The 17,738-nt window shown below is 64.0% G+C and carries 17 protein-coding genes and 1 riboswitch; of the genes, 7 read left to right on the forward strand and 10 right to left on the reverse strand.

All coding sequences use genetic code 11. The features are described 5' to 3' along the window. Positions 1-93 precede the first annotated feature (93 nt). From ABIB27_RS05690 to purU, 7 genes are all read right to left on the reverse strand, one after another. Entirely contained in the window at positions 94-1,194 is a 1,101-nt protein-coding gene (locus ABIB27_RS05690; protein WP_354215069.1) for a substrate-binding domain-containing protein, read from the reverse strand. 49 nt (positions 1,195-1,243) lie between these two features. Continuing rightward, positions 1,244-2,527: a multiple monosaccharide ABC transporter permease gene (gene mmsB / locus ABIB27_RS05695; protein ID WP_354215070.1), complete on the reverse strand. Its 1,284-nt coding sequence runs from the start codon at positions 2,525-2,527 to the stop codon at positions 1,244-1,246. Between the two features lie 46 nt (positions 2,528-2,573). Continuing rightward, complete coding sequence (gene mmsA, locus ABIB27_RS05700) at positions 2,574-4,130, reverse strand: multiple monosaccharide ABC transporter ATP-binding protein (RefSeq protein ID WP_354215071.1); 1,557 nt, start codon at positions 4,128-4,130, stop codon at positions 2,574-2,576. A gap of 132 nt (positions 4,131-4,262) precedes the next feature. After that, positions 4,263-5,453 (reverse strand): ROK family transcriptional regulator, encoded by a 1,191-nt coding sequence (locus tag ABIB27_RS05705; protein ID WP_354215072.1) that lies wholly within the window; start codon positions 5,451-5,453, stop codon positions 4,263-4,265. 98 nt (positions 5,454-5,551) lie between these two features. After that, entirely contained in the window at positions 5,552-6,070 is a 519-nt protein-coding gene (locus ABIB27_RS05710; RefSeq protein WP_354215073.1) for a gamma carbonic anhydrase family protein, read from the reverse strand. 42 nt (positions 6,071-6,112) lie between these two features. Next, positions 6,113-6,538, reverse strand: a complete 426-nt coding sequence (locus tag ABIB27_RS05715; protein ID WP_354215074.1) for a class I SAM-dependent methyltransferase — start codon at positions 6,536-6,538, stop codon at positions 6,113-6,115. A 33-nt stretch (positions 6,539-6,571) separates the two neighbouring features. Then, positions 6,572-7,432, reverse strand: coding sequence for a formyltetrahydrofolate deformylase (purU, locus tag ABIB27_RS05720; RefSeq protein WP_354215075.1), 861 nt, complete (start codon positions 7,430-7,432; stop codon positions 6,572-6,574). Between the two features lie 42 nt (positions 7,433-7,474). Continuing rightward, positions 7,475-7,560: riboswitch (ZMP/ZTP riboswitch) on the forward strand. Positions 7,561-7,707: 147 nt separating this feature from the next. On the opposite strand from purU, the gene glyA reads away from it, so the two are divergent. From glyA to ABIB27_RS05755, 7 genes are all read left to right on the forward strand, one after another. Further along, on the forward strand, positions 7,708-9,012 hold the full coding sequence (gene glyA / locus ABIB27_RS05725) for a serine hydroxymethyltransferase (RefSeq protein ID WP_354215076.1): 1,305 nt from the start codon (positions 7,708-7,710) through the stop codon (positions 9,010-9,012). Between the two features lie 3 nt (positions 9,013-9,015). Next, positions 9,016-9,918, forward strand: coding sequence for a bifunctional methylenetetrahydrofolate dehydrogenase/methenyltetrahydrofolate cyclohydrolase (locus tag ABIB27_RS05730; RefSeq protein ID WP_354215077.1), 903 nt, complete (start codon positions 9,016-9,018; stop codon positions 9,916-9,918). 135 nt (positions 9,919-10,053) lie between these two features. Then, positions 10,054-10,617, forward strand: a complete 564-nt coding sequence (locus ABIB27_RS05735) for a hypothetical protein (RefSeq protein WP_354215078.1) — start codon at positions 10,054-10,056, stop codon at positions 10,615-10,617. A 10-nt stretch (positions 10,618-10,627) separates the two neighbouring features. Next, complete coding sequence (locus ABIB27_RS05740) at positions 10,628-11,461, forward strand: exodeoxyribonuclease III (protein ID WP_354215079.1); 834 nt, start codon at positions 10,628-10,630, stop codon at positions 11,459-11,461. An 18-nt stretch (positions 11,462-11,479) separates the two neighbouring features. Then, on the forward strand, positions 11,480-12,520 hold the full coding sequence (trpS, locus tag ABIB27_RS05745) for a tryptophan--tRNA ligase (RefSeq protein WP_354215080.1): 1,041 nt from the start codon (positions 11,480-11,482) through the stop codon (positions 12,518-12,520). Positions 12,521-12,524: 4 nt separating this feature from the next. Further along, complete coding sequence (locus tag ABIB27_RS05750; RefSeq protein WP_354215081.1) at positions 12,525-13,136, forward strand: 2'-5' RNA ligase family protein; 612 nt, start codon at positions 12,525-12,527, stop codon at positions 13,134-13,136. 37 nt (positions 13,137-13,173) lie between these two features. Continuing rightward, positions 13,174-14,223, forward strand: a complete 1,050-nt coding sequence (locus ABIB27_RS05755) for a YihY/virulence factor BrkB family protein (RefSeq protein WP_354215344.1) — start codon at positions 13,174-13,176, stop codon at positions 14,221-14,223. Here the strand turns inward: ABIB27_RS05755 and ABIB27_RS05760 are convergent. From ABIB27_RS05760 to sdhA, 3 genes are all read right to left on the reverse strand, one after another. Next, entirely contained in the window at positions 14,180-14,950 is a 771-nt protein-coding gene (locus tag ABIB27_RS05760) for an alpha/beta hydrolase family protein (protein WP_354215082.1), read from the reverse strand. The two genes, ABIB27_RS05755 and ABIB27_RS05760, sit on opposite strands and share 44 nt — an antisense overlap. 101 nt (positions 14,951-15,051) lie before the next feature. Then, a complete protein-coding gene (locus ABIB27_RS05765; RefSeq protein WP_354215083.1) occupies positions 15,052-15,834 on the reverse strand; it encodes a succinate dehydrogenase iron-sulfur subunit in 783 nt (260 codons plus the stop codon). A gap of 1 nt (position 15,835) precedes the next feature. Further along, positions 15,836-17,644, reverse strand: a complete 1,809-nt coding sequence (sdhA, locus tag ABIB27_RS05770) for a succinate dehydrogenase flavoprotein subunit (RefSeq protein ID WP_354215084.1) — start codon at positions 17,642-17,644, stop codon at positions 15,836-15,838. Positions 17,645-17,738: the final 94 nt, after the last annotated feature.

Genomic DNA, 17,738 nt, shown 5'->3' on the forward strand with positions numbered 1-17,738 from the left:
GTTGCCGGCGGGCCGGGGCCCGGTGCTGCAGAGTTACTTGGTGCAGAGTTACTTGGTGCAGAGTTACTTGCTGCAGAGTTACTTGGTGCCGAGTTACTTGGTGATCGGGCCGAGGACCGGATCATCCACGTAGGCCGTCTTCACGTTCGCTGCGGTCACGATGACCGGCGGCAGGAGGAAGGCGGGCACTGTCTTCACGCCGTTGTTGTAGGACTTGTCGTCATTAATCTCAGGGGTCTTGCCTGCCTGGAGGTCCTTGACCATGACAATCGCGTGCTCCACGAGCTTGCGGGTGTCCTTGTTGATGGTGGAGTACTGCTCGCCGGCGAGGATGGACTTAACCGATTCTTCTTCGGAGTCCTGGCCGGTGATGACGGGAAGCGGCTTGCCTTGGGACTTGACGGACGTGATGACAGCGCGGGCCAGCGTGTCGTTGGGGGACAGGACGCCGTCCAGCGACGCGGTGCCGTACGAACCGGTCAGCAGGTTGTCCATGCGCCGCTGAGCGTTTTCAGCCTTCCAGTCCTGGGTGACAGCTTTCTCGAACGTGGTCTGGCCGGAGAGAACCTTCAGCGTGCCGTCGTCGATCTTGGGCTTGAGGACCTTCATGGCGCCGTCGAAGAAGACCTTGGCGTTGGCATCATCCGGGGAACCAGCCAGGAGTTCAATGTTGTACGGACCGTTCGGCTTCTTGGCCTTCATGCCGTCCAACAGTGCCTGGCCCTGGAGCTCGCCGACTTTGAAGTTGTCGTAGGCCACGTAGTAGTCCACGTTCGCGGTGTTCAGCAGGAGGCGGTCATAGGCGATGATGGTGGCGCCGGCATCCTTCGCCTGCTGCAGCTGGGTGCCCAGCTGGGAGCCGTCAAGGGCGCCCACAACGATCACCTTGGCGCCCTTGGAAATCATGGCGCTGATCTGGTTCTGCTGTTCTGCCACACCGTTGTTTGCGAACTGGACTGTCGGCTTGAAACCGGCGCTGCTGAGTCCGTCGTTGAACAGCTTCTCCGCCAGGACCCAGTTTTCACTGGTCTTCTTGGGCAGCGCGACGCCGATGGCGGAGTCCTGCGCGAAGCCGCCGGTTCCCCCACTTGAGCCGCCTGAAGTGCCGGGTTCGGAGCGTCCGCAGCCCGTCAGCGCCAGTGCTGCGATCGCAGCTACCGTTGCTGCCTTTCCTGCTTTTCCAAACATTCGCATTTCTTTATCCACTTTCTTTTGGGGTAGGGGGTCAGGAAGCTTGAAGTGCTCAGGCTTCCCTGGAAATGGTTTCTCTGGTGGAGGTGACCTCATCCGGCTGGAGCGGTGTGCCGGGTCCGCCGGACGGGCGGTTGAAGTTCTTCATCATCAGTCCGATGATCGACGCCCGCCCCTGCGATTTGTTGTACACATCGATGGCCACGGCCACCAGCAGCACCAGGCCCTTGATCATGGACTGCCAGTCGGCGCCCACGCTGAGCAGCTGCAAGCCGTTGTTGAGGACGGCCATCACCAGGCCACCGACGATGGATCCGATGACGGTGCCTACGCCGCCGGTCACAGCCGCACCACCGATGAAGACAGCGGCGATGGCGTCCAGTTCCCAGCCCGTGCCGTCCGACGGTCCTGCGGAGGTTGAGCGGGCCACGAAGATCATCCCGGCCAGTCCGGCGATGATGGACATGTTCATCATGACCAGGAAGTTGATCTTCTTGGACTTCACACCGGAGAGCTCGGCCGCGTGGCGGTTGCCGCCCACTGCGTAGATGTGGCGTCCCACAACAGTCTTGGAGGAGATGAAGCCGTAGATCAGAACCAGAACAGCGAGGATGAGGCCTGGAATAGGGAAAGAGGTGCCCGGGCGCCCGGTGGCGAACAGGTAGGTGGCGTAGAGGATGGCGCCGCAGATCAGCACGAGCTTCAGTACGCTCACCCAGGTTTCTGCGACCTCGGCCCCCAGGGCCTTGGCGGTGCGGCGGCGTCGGACTTCGCTGAAGATCACGAACGCAACGCCCGCGAGCCCCAGAAGCAGCGTGAGGTTGTTGAATCCGGTGTTGGGCCCAATTTCAGGGAGGTAGCCGGCACCGATGTACTGGAATTCCCTCGGGACTGGTATCGAGTTGGACTGGCCAACGAACTGCTGCGCACCGCGGAAGATCAGCATGCCCGCCAGGGTCACGATGAAGGCCGGTATTCCCACGTACGCTGTCCACATGCCCTGCCATGCTCCGATCAGGGCGCCGAGGCCCAGCCCGAGCAGGATTGCCAGGAACCACGGGAGGTCCCAGTCCCGCATGGCGATGGCCACCACCATGCCCACGAAGGCCGCGACCGAGCCGACAGACAGGTCGATGTGCCCGGCGATGATGACCAGCACCATGCCGATGGCGAGGATGAGGATGTAGGAGTTGCCGTTGAAGAGGTTGATGACGTTGCCCGGGGTGAGGGTGATGCCGCCTGTGAGCCACTGGAAGAGGAGTATCAGAGCCACCAGGGCAAAGATCATCCCGAACTGGCGGGTGTCGCCACCGAAGAGTTTCTTTAGCGCGTTCATTGTTTTCGGTCCTCGTATCTGGAAGGTTCTGGAAGGCTCCAGAGGATTAGGCGGCTTTTCGGGCGGAGGTCATGAGCTTCATCAGGCTTTCCTGGCTCGCGTCCTCCTTGTTGAGTACGCCCGTGATGGCGCCCTCGAAGATGGTGTAGATGCGGTCCGAGAGACCCAACAGTTCAGGCAGCTCGGAGGAAATCACAATGACGCCCTTACCCTGGTTGGCAAGCTGCTGGATGATGCCGTAGATCTCGTACTTGGCTCCGACGTCGATGCCCCGGGTGGGTTCGTCCAGGATCAGCAGTTCCGGGTCCGTGAACATCCATTTGGCCAGGACCACCTTCTGCTGGTTCCCGCCGGAGAGCTTGGCTACCCCCTCCAGCACCGACGGCGCCTTCGTCCGCAGGGACTGCCGGTACTGCTCAGCCACCTCGAACTCCTTGTTGGTGTCCACCACGCTGCGTTTGCTGATCTTCTCGAGGTTGGCCGAGACGGTGGTGGTCTTGATGTCGTCGAGGAGGTTCAGTCCCAGTGACTTCCGGTCCTCCGTCACGTAGCCGAGTCCAGCGTCGATGGCCTGGTGAACGCTCTTGAGGGTCACTTCTTTACCGTCCACATAGACGTTGCCTGAGACGAAATGGCCGTAAGACCGGCCGAAGACGGAGCGGGCCAGTTCGGTGCGGCCTGCCCCCATCAGCCCGGCGAAGCCCACAATCTCCCCCCGCCGTACAAAGAAGTTCGAGTTTTTACAGACCATCCGGTCCTGGATCTGCGGGTGCGCTACATTCCAGTCCTTGACCTGGAAAAACACCTCCCCGATCTTGGGGGTGTGGTCCGGGAAGCGGGATTCCAGCGCGCGGCCCACCATGCCCTTGATGATGCGGTCCTCGTCGACGCCGTCGGCCTTGACGTCCAGGGTTTCGATCGACTTGCCATCCCGGATGATGGTGATGGAATCCGCGATCTGCTCGATCTCGTTCAGCTTGTGCGAAATGATGATCGAGGTGATGGCCTTCGCCTTCAGGCCCAGCATCAGATCCAGCAGATGTTGGGAGTCCGATTCGTTCAACGCGGCGGTGGGCTCGTCCAGAATGAGGATCTTCACAGACTTGTTCAGGGCCTTGGCGATTTCCACCAGTTGCTGCTTGCCGACGCCGATTTCCTTGATAGGGGTGGCGGGGTCATCGCCGAGGCCCACACGCGCCAGCAGGTCCAAAGAACGCAGCCGCGCCTCGGCCCAGTCGATCACACCGCGCTTTGTGGGTTCGTTACCCAGGAAGATGTTCTCCATGATGGACAGCTCGGGGACCAGTGCCAGTTCCTGGTGAATGATCACAATGCCGGCCTGCTCGCTGGCACGGATGTCCCGGAACTGCTGGACCTCGTTCTGGTACACAATGTCGCCGTCATAGCTGCCATACGGGTAGACACCCGAGAGCACTTTCATCAGCGTGGACTTGCCGGCGCCATTTTCGCCGCAGATCGCGTGGATCTCGCCTGCCTTGACCCGGAGGCTTACTTCGGACAGTGCTTTGACGCCGGGAAATTCCTTGGTAATGGAGCGCATCTCCAGAATGACGGGGTCAGTGTGCGTGGTGTGGGACGACATGTGCCCTTACGCCTCCAATGCATGACTTCGTTGTCCGCCCCCGCAAAGCGCAGGGTCGTCTGATGAAAAAGTAAACTGGATCACACCGGTTGTCGTCAAGTCTTGAACGCAATTGCGGGATAACGAAATGATTTACATGCGCCGGATGCCTGCGTGCTGGAACACCAGGGCGGCGGCGCCCAAGGCTTCTGCGCGGTCCCCAAGCGAGGACATCGTCAGGGCGGTGGTCTCCCCGACAACTGGCACGGCATGGCGAACAAGTCCTCGCCTGATGGGATCAAGCAGGAGGTCACCCAGCCCCGCGAGCGGGCCGCCAACCACGATCACCTCGGGGTTGATCAGGTTGGCCACATTCCCCAGGGCGCGCCCTACGGCCTGGCCCGCATCGTCCACCACCCGCAGCGTAGCGGAGTCGCGCGCCCGGGCCTTCCGTACGATGTCGGCAGGGGACCGGGGCGGGTCCTCCCCGCGGCTGAGCAGTTCGATCATGGTGGTGGTGGAGGCGATGGTTTCCAGGCAGCCACGGTTCCCGCACCGGCACACCAGGCCATGCTCGTGGATGGTGGCGTGGCCGATTTCGCCAGTGATGCCAACGGCCCCGTAGTAGGGTGCGCCGTTAAGAATCAGGCCCGCGCCGATGCCCGATCCGATCTTGAGGAACATGAGGTTGCCGACGCCGGTATGGGGCCCCCAGGTGACCTCGGACCAGGCGCCGAGGTTGGCGTCGTTGTCAACGAATACGGGGATTTTCAGGCGGTCTTCCATATGCTGGAGGATGTTGATGCCCACCCATTCCGGGAGGATTGCGCCCTGTGCAACGGTGCCGGTCCGGCGGTCGATGGGTCCGGGGATTCCGACGCCGGCACCTACTACGGCGCTGCGGTCAACCCCGTTTTCCCGCAGCAGCTTCTCCAGCAGCAGTACCGCGGCCTGGATGCCTTCCTCGGATTGGTGGCCGAGAGGCAGGAGTACAGATTCTTCCGCGATCACGTGATAGCTCAGGGATGCCAGGACCACGCGGAGATGGCGCCGGCCGAAGTCGATTCCGACGGCCACCGCACCGTTGCTGTTGAGCCGGACGTTGAGTGCCCGGCGGCCGGAACTGGTAATGGGTTCGGTCGACGCCAGGCCCGCATCCTGCATGATTTTGACGATATTGGAGACCGTGGCCGTTGACAGCCCGGTCTGCCGCGCAAGCTCGGCCTGGGTGGACGGGCCGCTCATGAGCGTCTCGATGATCCGCTGCTGGTTCAGTTGCCTGAGGGCAGACTGCGATCCCGGATTCTTGGGTTTGCTCTTCGTCGAGCGCGGTGTGGCGGACATGAAAAGAAGATTGCCTTACGTGGATGGTTGCAGTCAAGAAGTTAACGCAACTGGATGGCTGCACCGGGGGTGCCTCGAGGAAACTGCGGGGATTGAAACTACCCGGGCAGCTCACGGTGGGTACGGGCCAGTTCCACGTAGCGTGCGGCATTCTGCTTCACGCCGTCGAACTCCTCGTCAGTGAGTTTCCGCCGGACCTTCGCCGGGACGCCAGCCACCAGCGAGCGGGGCGGCACAACTGTGCCCTCCAAAACTACGGCGCCGGCCGCCACAAGCGAGCCGGTGCCGATCACCGCGCCGTTCAGGATGGTGGCGCCCATGCCGATCAGGCAGTCGTCCTCCACTGTGCATCCATGGACGACGGCCGCGTGCCCCACGCTCACCCCGGCGCCGACGGTGCAGGGGAAACCCGGATCCCCGTGCAGCACCACATTGTCCTGGAGGTTGCTGCCCGGGCCCACGATGATGGCCGCGGTGTCAGCCCGGACGGACACCCCATAGAAGGCGCTCGAGTTTTCGGCGAGGGCTGCGTTGCCAATGATCGAGGCAGTAGGGGCGATGAAGGCGGAGTCGTGGACGGCCGGCGCGTGGCCGGCAAAAGTGTGAAGAGGAGCCATACGCCCTAGCCTAGGACATCGGTTCCCTGGCCCAACTACATATTAGTTGGGGGAGGGCGGGGCGCGGAGGATCAGGAACTGCTCCTCGCCCTTATCCGACACAAGCCCTACAGCGATGGGCGCGTTGGGTGCCGTGACGCGCACCAGTTCGCGCAGGACGCCGTCGATGTCGGCGGCAGTGCTGTACAGCAGAGTACTCACGGCCCACACAGCGGGGAACGCGCCGTCCGGAAACGGCAGGTGCTCCGCGCTGGCAACTGAGACGTCCAAGCCCTTCGCCCGCGCCAGGTGGACGTGCCCCTCCGAGGGGTCCACACCCGTGTAATGGATGCCTGCCCGGACAAACTGCAGGCCGTCCAGCCCCAGCCCGGCACCCACCTCCAGAACAGAGTGGCGGTGTTCGGCCTTGAGCAGGCTGATGAACCGTTCACGCTGCGCCGCCCTTCCGGGTTCTTCCGGATGCTCCATGTCGTTAAGCCAAGGCCGGTCCGGTGGCGGCTGCTAGTTGAAGACCACGGTCCGGTTGCCGTCCAGCAGGACACGGTGCTCGGCGTGCCACTGGACGGCCTGCGCCAAGGTTCGGCCCTCGACGTCGCGGCCCATCTGCACAAACTGTTCCGGGGTCCGGGCGTGGTCCACCCGGATGACTTCCTGCTCAATGATGGGGCCCTCATCCAGGGCGCCCGTGACGTAGTGGGCGGTGGCCCCGATCAGCTTCACGCCGCGGGCGTGGGCCTGGTGGTACGGCTTGGCGCCTTTGAAGGACGGCAGGAACGAGTGGTGGATGTTGATGGCCTTCCCGGTGAGTTCGGCGCAGAGGTCATCGGAAATGATCTGCATGTACCGGGCCAGCACGGTGAGTTCAATATCGTGCTCGGCTATCAGGGCGCGCAGTTTGTCCTCGGCCTGGGCCTTGGTGTCCGGCGTGACAGGGATGTGGTGGAACGGGATTCCGTAGAACTCCGCGAGCCCGGCGAGGTCCCTGTGGTTGGAGACGATGGCGGGAATCTCGATGGGCAGGGTGCCGGAACGCTGTTGGAAGAGAATGTCGTTAAGGCAGTGGGCTGACGTGCTGGCCATCAGCAGGGTGCGGACCTTCTGGCCTACGGCGTTCAGGCTCCACTGCATGCCGAAGGCCTTTGCCACCGGCTCAAGGGCGGCTTGGAGCTCGGCCCGGGAGGCCGCCGTCGTGGCTTCCACGCGCATGAAGAAGTTGCCGGTAGCAGGGCTGCCGTACTGCTGTGAGTCCAAAATATTACAGCCGGCCACCAACAGGGCGCCGGCCACGGCGTGGACGATTCCGGGGCGGTCCGGGCAGGACAGTGTTAGTACATACGCTTGCTTCAGCTGCTCATCACTCACGCGTACCAGCCTACCCGCGCGGCACGGCGGTTATTGGTAGTCTTGGGGAGTCGCAACTGGCGTTGGGTGGCTAACCACCAGGGAGCGGCAATCACGAAGACCACGGATCGTACGCCTGGGCCGAGGGTCATGTCTTGCCGGACAAGTGCTGCAACCCTGACGGGAAACAGCCCTCATTCCCGCGCACTTTCACGCCCTGTCATCAAGGGGCAGTGGGGCGCGCCAGCCGGTAGCCTGACCTTAGCATTGCCCGTATCCCTAGCCAGGAGTTTTTCGTGACTACTACCGCCACCACAACAGCCGCTGTCAGCAACCAGTCGCTGGCCGAGCTTGATCCCGAAATCGCAGCAGTCCTCAGCCAGGAACTTGGCCGCCAGCGCGGCACTCTGGAAATGATCGCCTCCGAAAACTTCGCCCCGCGCGCCGTTATGGAAGCCCAAGGCTCCGTCCTAACCAACAAGTACGCCGAAGGCTACCCGGGCCGCCGCTATTACGGTGGCTGCGAATACGTGGATGTCGCGGAGCAGCTCGCCATCGACCGCGTCAAGGCACTGTTCGGCGCCGAGTACGCCAACGTCCAGCCGCACTCCGGTGCGCAGGCGAACGCCGCCGCACTATCCGCCATGATCACCCCGGGCGACAAGATCCTGGGCCTGTCCCTGGCCCACGGCGGCCACTTGACCCACGGCATGAAGCTCAACTTCTCCGGCAAGCTCTACAGTGTGGCTGCCTACCAGGTGGAGCAGGACAGCTTCCGCGTGGACATGGACAAGCTGCGCGAGCACGCCATCGCCGAGAAGCCCCAGGTCATCATCGCCGGCTGGTCCGCGTACCCGCGCCAGCTGGACTTCGCCGCCTTCCGCTCCATCGCCGATGAAGTGGGCGCGCTCCTGTGGACTGACATGGCACACTTCGCCGGCCTGGTTGCGGCAGGCCTGCACCCGAGCCCGGTGCCGCACTCCGACGTCGTGACTTCCACCGTGCACAAGACCCTCGCTGGCCCCCGCTCCGGTGTGATCCTGGCCAAGCAGGAGTGGGCCAAGAAGATCAACTCCAACGTGTTCCCCGGCCAGCAGGGCGGACCGCTCATGCACGTCATCGCCGCCAAGGCCGTGGCGTTCAAGATTGCCGGTACCCAGGAGTTCAAGGAGCGCCAGGAGCGCGTCCTGGAAGGCGCCAAGATTATCGCCGACCGCCTGAACCAGGCCGACGTCGCCGAAGCCGGCGTCGCCGTCCTCACCGGCGGCACCGATGTGCACCTGGTCCTGGTGGACCTGCGCAACTCGCAGCTGGACGGCCAGCAGGCCGAAGACCTCCTGCACTCCGTGGGCATCACGGTCAACCGCAACGCCGTCCCGTTCGACCCCCGCCCGCCGATGGTCACCTCCGGGCTGCGCATCGGCACGCCCGCCCTGGCCACCCGCGGCTTCGGCGCCGCCGAGTTCACGGAGGTTGCCGAGATCATCGCCACCGCCCTCGTAAAGGGCACGTCCGGCAGCGTCGATATCGAGGCACTGCAGTCCCGCGTGGACAAACTCGCCGCCGATTTCCCGCTTTACCCGCAGCACGAGCAGTGGTGATCCATGAGCACTGAAACCGGCACTGCACAAATCCTTGACGGCAAGGCTACCGCCGCTGCCATCAAGGCCGAGCTGACCGAACGCGTGGCCGCACTAAAGGCCAAGGGCGTCACTCCTGGCATCGCCACTGTGCTCGTGGGCGCTGACCCCGCCTCGCAGCTGTACGTCTCCATGAAGCACAAGCAGTCTGTGCAGATCGGGATGAACTCGATTCAGCGGGAGCTTCCGGCGGACGCCTCCCAGGCTGACGTTGAGGATCTCATTGACGAACTTAACGATGATCCGGCCTGCCACGGCTACATCGTGCAGCTGCCGTTGCCAAAGCACCTGGACACCGACGCCATCCTGGAGCGGATCGACCCCGCCAAGGATGCCGACGGCCTGCACCCGACCAACCTCGGCCGGCTGGTGCTCAACGTCAACAAGGAAATCACCACCCCGTTGCCGTGCACGCCCCGCGGCGTCATCGAGCTGCTGGAGCGCAACGGCTACAGCCTCGCCGGCAAGCACGTTGTGGTGGTAGGCCGTGGCGTCACGATCGGCCGCTCCATTGGCCTGCTGCTAACGCGGCGGGACGTCAACGCCACCGTGACGCTGACCCACACCGGGACCAAAAACCTCCCGGAGCTGCTGCGGCAGGCTGACGTCATTGTGGGCGCTGCGGGCGTCAAACACATCGTCAAGGCTGCGGACGTGAAGCCTGGCGCTGCCCTGCTCGATGTCGGCGTCACCCGTGAAACCGACCCCGAGACGGGTAAGAGCAGAGTCCATGGCGACATCGATCCCGCCGCGGCAGGGGTCGCCGGCTGGATTTCGCCGAACCCCGGAGGCGTGGGTCCCATGACCGTGGCACTGCTGATGACTAACGTGGTTGAAGCCGCGGAACGCCAGGCGGGAATCGCCTAACTGCACAAAGCATACGACGGGCGGCGCCGCACCTTATTTGCAAAGGTGCGGCGCCGCCGTCGTCAGTTAAGGGCGGACTGTTCGCCGGGGGTGGAAGGTGCCAAAGGGCGCGGCGGCGTTTGAGACAATGGACCCATGCAATCTCTGGGTAACCCTCAATCTCCGTCCGGTCGGTCCAAGGGCGGCTTCTCCATGCTGCGGATCAGCGGGCCGGGGATGATGGTCTTTATCATCGCCTTCGTGGTTGCCGTGATTTTCGCCGCCAACCAGAACGACGTCGTGGGCTGGGTCGTGGCAGTCATCGCCGCGTTCTGGCTCGCACTGGCCTCCTTCGTGGTGTTCAGCATCCAGAAAGCCGCCAAAAAGGCCGGCGCCAAGCTGACCCAAGCCCAGAACGCCTTCAACAGCGCAGCCGGACGTGCCCCGTCGTCGGCCTCTGCTGACCATGGCGGCACCCGGGTGGTGTCCGAGCGGACCGAAGCGGACGAAGTCCGGGACCTCAAGCTGGACCACTCCTTCAAGATTGTGCAGGTGCAGATCCGGGTGGTGGAGCAGGAGCGGGCAAAGGGCGAGGCAGCGGACCAGGAGACGATCCGGCGGGCGCTGGAGACCATCGAGATCACCGCAACCAATGCCCGGGATATGATCCGCTCCGCCGGCGGCGCCGGGGACCCGGTCCGCGGAACCATCATCGACTAGAGTGGTGCGGGTGAGTTCGGCATCTACGAAGGATCACCTTCGCATCGCATCAGTCAACGTCAACGGCCTCCGGGCTGCCTTCAAGAACGGGATGGCGGCATGGCTGGAGCCGCGCGAGGTGGACATCCTCTGCCTCCAGGAGGTCCGCGCACCTGACGCCATCGTCCGCCAGCTCCTCGGCGACGGCTGGCACATCCTGCACGCCGAAGCCGAGGCCAAGGGCCGTGCAGGCGTCGCCATTGCATCCCGCGAAGAACCGCTGGACACCCGCAACGGTATCGGCGACGACTACTTCGCCACCGCCGGCCGCTGGGTGGAAGCCGATTTCAGGCTGACCGACGCCGCGGGCAACCCGGTGCAGCTGACTGTCGCGAGCGCCTATGTGCACTCCGGCGAGGTGGGAACTCCCAAGCAGGTGGACAAATACCGGTTCCTGGACGTCATGAGCACCCGGCTTCCCGAGCTCACCAAGCACAGCGATCACGCACTGGTGGTGGGCGACCTCAACGTGGGCCATAGCGAGCGCGACATCAGGAACTGGAAGGGCAACGTCAAGAAGGCTGGCTTCCTGCCCGACGAACGCGCCTACTTTGACCGCTTCTTCGGCGAGGACATTGGTTGGAAGGATGTCCACCGTGGCCTGGCGGGAGACATTGACGGCCCGTACACCTGGTGGTCACAGCGAGGCCAGGCCTTCGACAACGACACCGGCTGGCGTATTGACTACCATCTGGCCACCCCGGACCTCGCCGCAGCAGCCTTCTCGGCAGTGGTGGACCGGGCGCCCTCGTGGGACACGCGCTTCTCTGACCATGCCCCGCTGGTAGTGGACTACCGGCTCTAATCCTTAAGGTTCCCACGAATGACCAGCTCAACTTCACTTGGCCGCAAACGGGTCCTGTCCGGCGCCAAGCCCACAGCCGATTCCCTGCACCTGGGCAACTACATCGGGGCAGTCCGCAACTGGGTGGACATGCAGTCCGCCTACGATGCGGTGTTCTTCATCCCCGATCTGCACGCCATCACCGTGGACTTCGATCCGGCAGAGCTCACCAACCGCACCCGTGTGGTAGCCGCCCAGTACATCGCCGCCGGCATTGATCCAGACAAGAGCATCTTCTTCGTCCAGTCCCACGTACCGGAACACGCGCAACTGGCATGGGCCCTGAACTGCATCACGGGGTTTGGCGAGGCCTCCCGCATGACGCAGTTCAAAGACAAGAGCCAGAAGGCCGGCGCGGACGCCGCCACGCTTGGCCTCTTCGCCTATCCGACGCTCATGGCCGCCGACATCCTGCTCTACCAGACGGACCTTGTGCCGGTGGGGGAGGACCAGCGCCAGCACCTGGAACTGACCAGGAACCTCGCGCAGCGGTTCAACACCCGGTTCGGCGAGACGTTCACCGTGCCGGAGGCCACCATCCTCAAGGCCAGCGCCAAGATCTACGACCTGCAGAACCCCACCGCCAAAATGTCGAAGACCGGGGAATCCCCCAACGGCTCCATCCAGCTTCTGGAAGACCCCAAGTTCGCGGCCAAGCGGATCAAGTCGGCCATGACCGACGCCGGCACCGAGATCCGTTTTGATCGCGACGAAAAGCCCGGCATCTCCAACCTGCTGACCATCTACTCCTCCCTCACGGGCAAATCGGTGGCGGACCTTGAGGCCGAATACCAGGGTAGGATGTACGGCCACCTGAAGGTGGACCTTGCCGAGGTAGTGGTGGACTTCATCACCCCGCTGCGGAACCGCACCAACGAGCTAATGGCGGACCCCGCCGAACTCGACCGGCTCCTGGCCCGGGGTGCCGAGCGCGCCCGCGAAATTGCCTCGGTGACCCTCAGCCAGGTCTACGAGCGGTTGGGTTTCCTGCCGTCGCTGAGCCTGGCCGGAGTCCGCTAGCGCGATGCCTGCCGCCAGCACTGTCAGCGAAGGAGTGAGCGTCGGCGTCATTCTGGGATTCCCTTCTGCCATCGCCGAGGAACTGCAGCGGTGGCGGGCTTCGTTCGGGGACCCGATGGCGGGGGTGGTACCTGCCCACATCACGCTGGTCACCACCACCCCGACAGATGACTGGGAAGCCACACGCGCCCACGTCCAAGAGGTGGCGCGCAGCCAGGCCCCGTTTACGGTGACCATTGCAGGCACCGGCACGTTCCGGCCCGTGTCTCCGGTGGTCTACATCAACGTCGAAGAGGGCTTCGACGCGTGTGTGGACCTGCATGAGAAACTCCAAGCCGGCCCGCTCGAACGAGAGCTGCCGTTCTCCTACCACCCCCACGTCACCATCGCCCACGACGTTGCCCCGGAGAGCCTCGACGAGGCCGAAACGGTGCTCGAAAACTACAAAGCCACCTTCCCTGTGGTTAGCATGGGACTCTACGAGCATGATGCTGACGGCATTTGGCAGCTACGGGAAGAGTTGGACTTTGGGACTGAAACTGACGACGACGGCGGGACCGGTGGCACCGAAACAGCAGCGGATGCCGGCGCAAACGGAGCCACCGCTCCCCACTGAGCGGGCGCGCCTGGAGCTTGCCGTCGTCCAGAAACGGATGGACTGGGGCAAGGCGAGAAGGTCCGACGGCGGCCCGGTGGCCAGTCTGCTGGCCATGGTGCAGTGGCTGCTCGCCCGGCTTAACGCCTTCCGGCCCATGCGCGCGTGGCAGCACTACAACCTTCAGCACGGCCCGCTCATGAGTGCCGGCATGGGGTTCAGAATGTTCTTCTCCATCACGGGTCTGCTGGCTACGGGGTTTTCCATTGCCGGCCTGGCGCTGCGGGGCCAGCCTGCCCTGCTGGACACCATCATCAGCAGCGTGGCGCAAAGCGCGCCGGGCCTGCTGAAAGTGAACGGCGGTGCGGGACTGGTGGATCCCAAGGACCTGCTGAACCCGGACGGCCTGGGCTGGACGGCGGTGATAGCGGCCGTGGTCACAATCGTTACGTCCCTGGGCTGGATCGCCGGCCTCCGCGACGGCCTCCGCGGCGTCATGGTACTCCCGCCGCTGAAGAGTAACCCCGTCCTGCTGAAGCTGCGCGATGCCGGCACCCTGTTGCTTCTGGGCGTGGCCCTGGTCATCAGCGCTGGAGCGTCCCTGGTGTTCGGCACCGCGGCCGGCTGGGTGAGTGATTTCCTGCGGCTGGACCCTGCCGTCGCCGGGCCGCTCACCACCCTCATCAAGATCGGCGTGCCCTTGGTCCTGAGCTGGGTGACCGCCGTGGTGATGTTCCGTCTGGCTGGCGGGCTCAAGCTGTCGCGGCGGCCCCTGTTGGAGGGAACCATCCTCGCGGCCGTCGGCACCACGATCCTGCAGGTGTTTAGTACCGAACTGCTCGCGGGCGCGGGCAGGAACCCCATCCTGGCGCCCTTCGCTATCATCATCGGGCTGCTGATCTGGTTCAACCTGCTTAGCCAGGTCTACCTGGTCTCAGCCGCCTGGTCAGCCATCCGCGAAGAGGACCTCAAGAGCGCCCCGGCCGGCCACGAAAAGACGCTGGCGGGCTCCCGGCACATCCAGCCCGGCAAGACGCCCGTAGAGCGCGACGGCGGCGCGGGGGCTAGCGCCCGGCGTCGAGGTATTGGTCGGCCCAGGCAGAAATAATCCGGGCGGCGCGGGTTGCCTGGCCCTTGCCGGTCAGCAGGTGGTCGCTGCCTTCAAGGGACACGAAGTTCCGCGGGTGGCGTGCCGTCTGGAAGATTGAGCTGGCGTTCTCGATGCCCACCGTGTTGTCCGTGGGGGAGTGCAGCACCATCAGCGGCTTGTGCAGCTGCCGGATGCAGTCCGTGAGGTCCGCGTTCTCCAGGTCCTCCACAAAGTGTTTCCTGATTTCCACGTGTTTCCCGCCAAGATCCACTTCGGCGCTGCCTTCGCTGAGGATCTTGTCCAGCGCCGCGTCGAACACGTGCGCCACGTGCTTCGGTGAGAACGGTGCACCTACGGTAGCGACGGCGTCGAGCTCGGGGATCTGCCGTGCCGCGGACAGCACGGCGGCGCCGCCGAAGGAGTGCCCCACCAGCAATGAAATCGCCTTGCCCTCGGCGCGCATAAACTCGGCCGCTTTTACGGTGTCCGCCACCTTGTGGCTGAACGAGCCCTCGGACCAATGGCCCGCCGACTCGCCCAGCCCGAGGTTGTCGAAGCGCAGCATGCCGATCCCCGTATCGGCCAGGGCCTTGCACATCCGCGACGCCGCGGGGCTGTCCTTGCCCAGGGTGAAGCCGTGCGAAAACACACCCCAGCCCCGCACGGGACCTTCCGGCACATCAATGATGCCGGAGAGTACTTCGCCGGTGGAGCCTTCAAAACTGACCTTTTCGGAACGGGACACTGGTGCTGCTTTCGTTTAACGCAATGCGGGGTCACTTCCTGCCCAATTCCACGAGTGGAATGGGCAGGAAGTGACCCCGCATTGCTTCATAGCGAGCGAAATCAGATCTTGCGGGACAGGATTGCCTGCTTGACCTCGGCAATTGCCTGGGTCACCTGGATGCCGCGGGGGCATGCCTCGGAGCAGTTGAAGGTGGTGCGGCAGCGCCACACACCTTCCTTGTCGTTCAGGATCTCCAGGCGCATGTCGCCGGCGTCATCACGGGAATCGAAGATGAAGCGGTGTGCGTTGACGATTGCCGCCGGTCCGAAGTACTGGCCGTCGGTCCAGAACACGGGGCAGGACGAGGTGCACGCGGCGCAGAGGATGCACTTGGTGGTGTCGTCGAACCGCTCGCGGTCCTCGACGGACTGCAGGCGCTCCTTGGTGGGCTCGTGGCCCTTGTTGATCAGGAACGGCATGACTTCGCGGAAGGACTGGAAGAACGGCTCCATGTCCACGATCAGGTCCTTCTCCACCGGCAGGCCCTTGATCGGTTCGACCGTGATGGGTTTGGTGGTGTCCAGGTCCTTCAGCAGGGTCTTGCAGGCAAGGCGGTTGCGGCCGTTGATGCGCATGGCATCGGATCCGCAGACGCCGTGGGCGCAGGAGCGGCGGAAGGAAACGCTGCCGTCGATCTCCCACTTGACCTTGTGCAGGGCATCCAGCACGCGGTCAGTGCCGTACATGGTCACTTTGAAGTCATCCCACGTGGCGTCCTCGGACACCTCGGGGTTGTAGCGGCGCACGCGAAGGGTGACATCGAACGATGGGATGTCCCCGCCGCCTCCGACGCCGGCGGGCAGTTCGATCTTGGAGGCTGGCTCAGCAAGTTCGGCGGTCATCTTAGTACTTCCTCACCATCGGCTCGTAGCGGGTAAAGACAACCGGTTTGGTGCCCAGACGGATGCCGGCTGTTGTTTCCGCGGTCCCCGCGGTGCCGTCGGCCGGGGCGTGGTCGTCCTTGTACGCCATGGAGTGCTTCATGAATTTCTCGTCGTTGCGGTCCGGGAAGTCCTCACGGAAGTGTCCGCCGCGGGATTCCTCACGGTGCAGGGCCGCCACGGTCATGACCTTGGCGAGTTCCAGCAGGAAGCCGAGTTCAACGGCCTCGAGCAGGTCAAGGTTGAAGCGCTTGCCCTTGTCCTGGACGCTGATGTTCTTGTACCGGGCGTCGAAGGACTCAATGTCCCGCAGAACCTGGTTCAGCGTGTCGGCGGTGCGGAACACCTGCATGTTGGCGTCCATGGTGTCCTGCAGATCCTTGCGGATGAGGGCCACCTTCTCGTTGCCGCTGCCGTTGCGGGCAATGTTCAGCAGGTCGATGGTGTAGGCCTCCGGGTCTTCGGGGAGGTCCACGAAGTCGGCGGTCTTGGAGTACTCGGCCGCTGCAATGCCGGCGCGCTTGCCGAACACGTTGATGTCCAGCAGCGAGTTGGTGCCCAGGCGGTTGGAGCCGTGGACGGACACGCAGGCAACCTCACCGGCGGCGTAGAGGCCCGGAATCACGGTGTCGTTGTCCTGCAGGACCTCGGCGCTGATGTTGGTGGGGATGCCGCCCATGGCATAGTGCGCCGTCGGGAATACGGGCACCGGCTCCGTGTAGGGCTCCACGCCAAGGTAGGTGCGGGCGAATTCGGTGATGTCCGGCAGTTTGGCGTCGATGTGCGCCGGTTCCAGGTGGGTCAGGTCCAGGAGGACGTAATCCTTGTTCGGGCCACAGCCGCGGCCTTCGCGGACCTCGTTGGCCATGGAGCGGGCCACGATGTCGCGGGGTGCGAGGTCCTTGATGGTGGGGGCGTAGCGCTCCATGAAGCGCTCCCCCTCGGAGTTGCGCAGGATAGCGCCCTCACCGCGTGCTGCCTCGGAGAGCAGGATGCCCAGGCCGGCCAGGCCTGTCGGGTGGAACTGGAAGAACTCCATGTCCTCCAGCGGGATGCCGCGGCGGAACGCGATGCCCATGCCGTCGCCGGTGAGGGTGTGGGCGTTGGAGGTGGTCTTGAAGACCTTCCCTGCGCCGCCGGAAGCGAACACCACGGACTTGGCCTGGAAGACGTGCAGTTCACCGGAGGCGAGGTCGTAGGAGACCACACCGGCAACACGCTTCTGCTTGTAGGGCGTACCGTCTTCGCGGACGGCGTCTTCCTCGACCGTCAGCAGGTCCAGGACGTAGTACTCGTTGTAAAACTCCACGTTGTGCTTGACGCAGTTTTGGTAGAGCGTCTGCAGGATCATGTGGCCGGTGCGGTCGGCGGCGTAGCAGGCGCGGCGGACCGGTGCCTTGCCGTGGTCGCGGGTGTGGCCACCGAAGCGGCGCTGGTCAATACGGCCTTCAGGCGTGCGGTTGAACGGCAGGCCCATCTTCTCAAGGTCCAGCACGGCGTCGATGGCTTCCTTCGCCATGACCTCCGCTGCGTCCTGGTCAACCAGGTAGTCGCCGCCCTTGACGGTGTCGAAGGTGTGCCATTCCCAGTTGTCTTCCTCGACGTTGGCAAGGGCCGCACACATGCCACCCTGCGCCGCACCGGTGTGCGAGCGGGTGGGGTAGAGCTTGGTCAGTACTGCTGTGCGCGCGCGCTGACCGGACTCGATCGCGGCGCGCATGCCAGCGCCACCGGCACCGACGATGACGACGTCGTACTTATGGACCTGCATACTTGGCGCTCTTTCTCTCAAAATTCGCAATAAAACAAAGGACAGGCGTTGCCTGCACCGCAAAACTCAGCCCGCGGCTCACCGTGTTCAACGG

The sequence above is a fragment of the Arthrobacter sp. UYEF21 genome (genome assembly GCF_040546085.1).
Classification (GTDB): Bacteria; Actinomycetota; Actinomycetes; order Actinomycetales; family Micrococcaceae; genus Arthrobacter.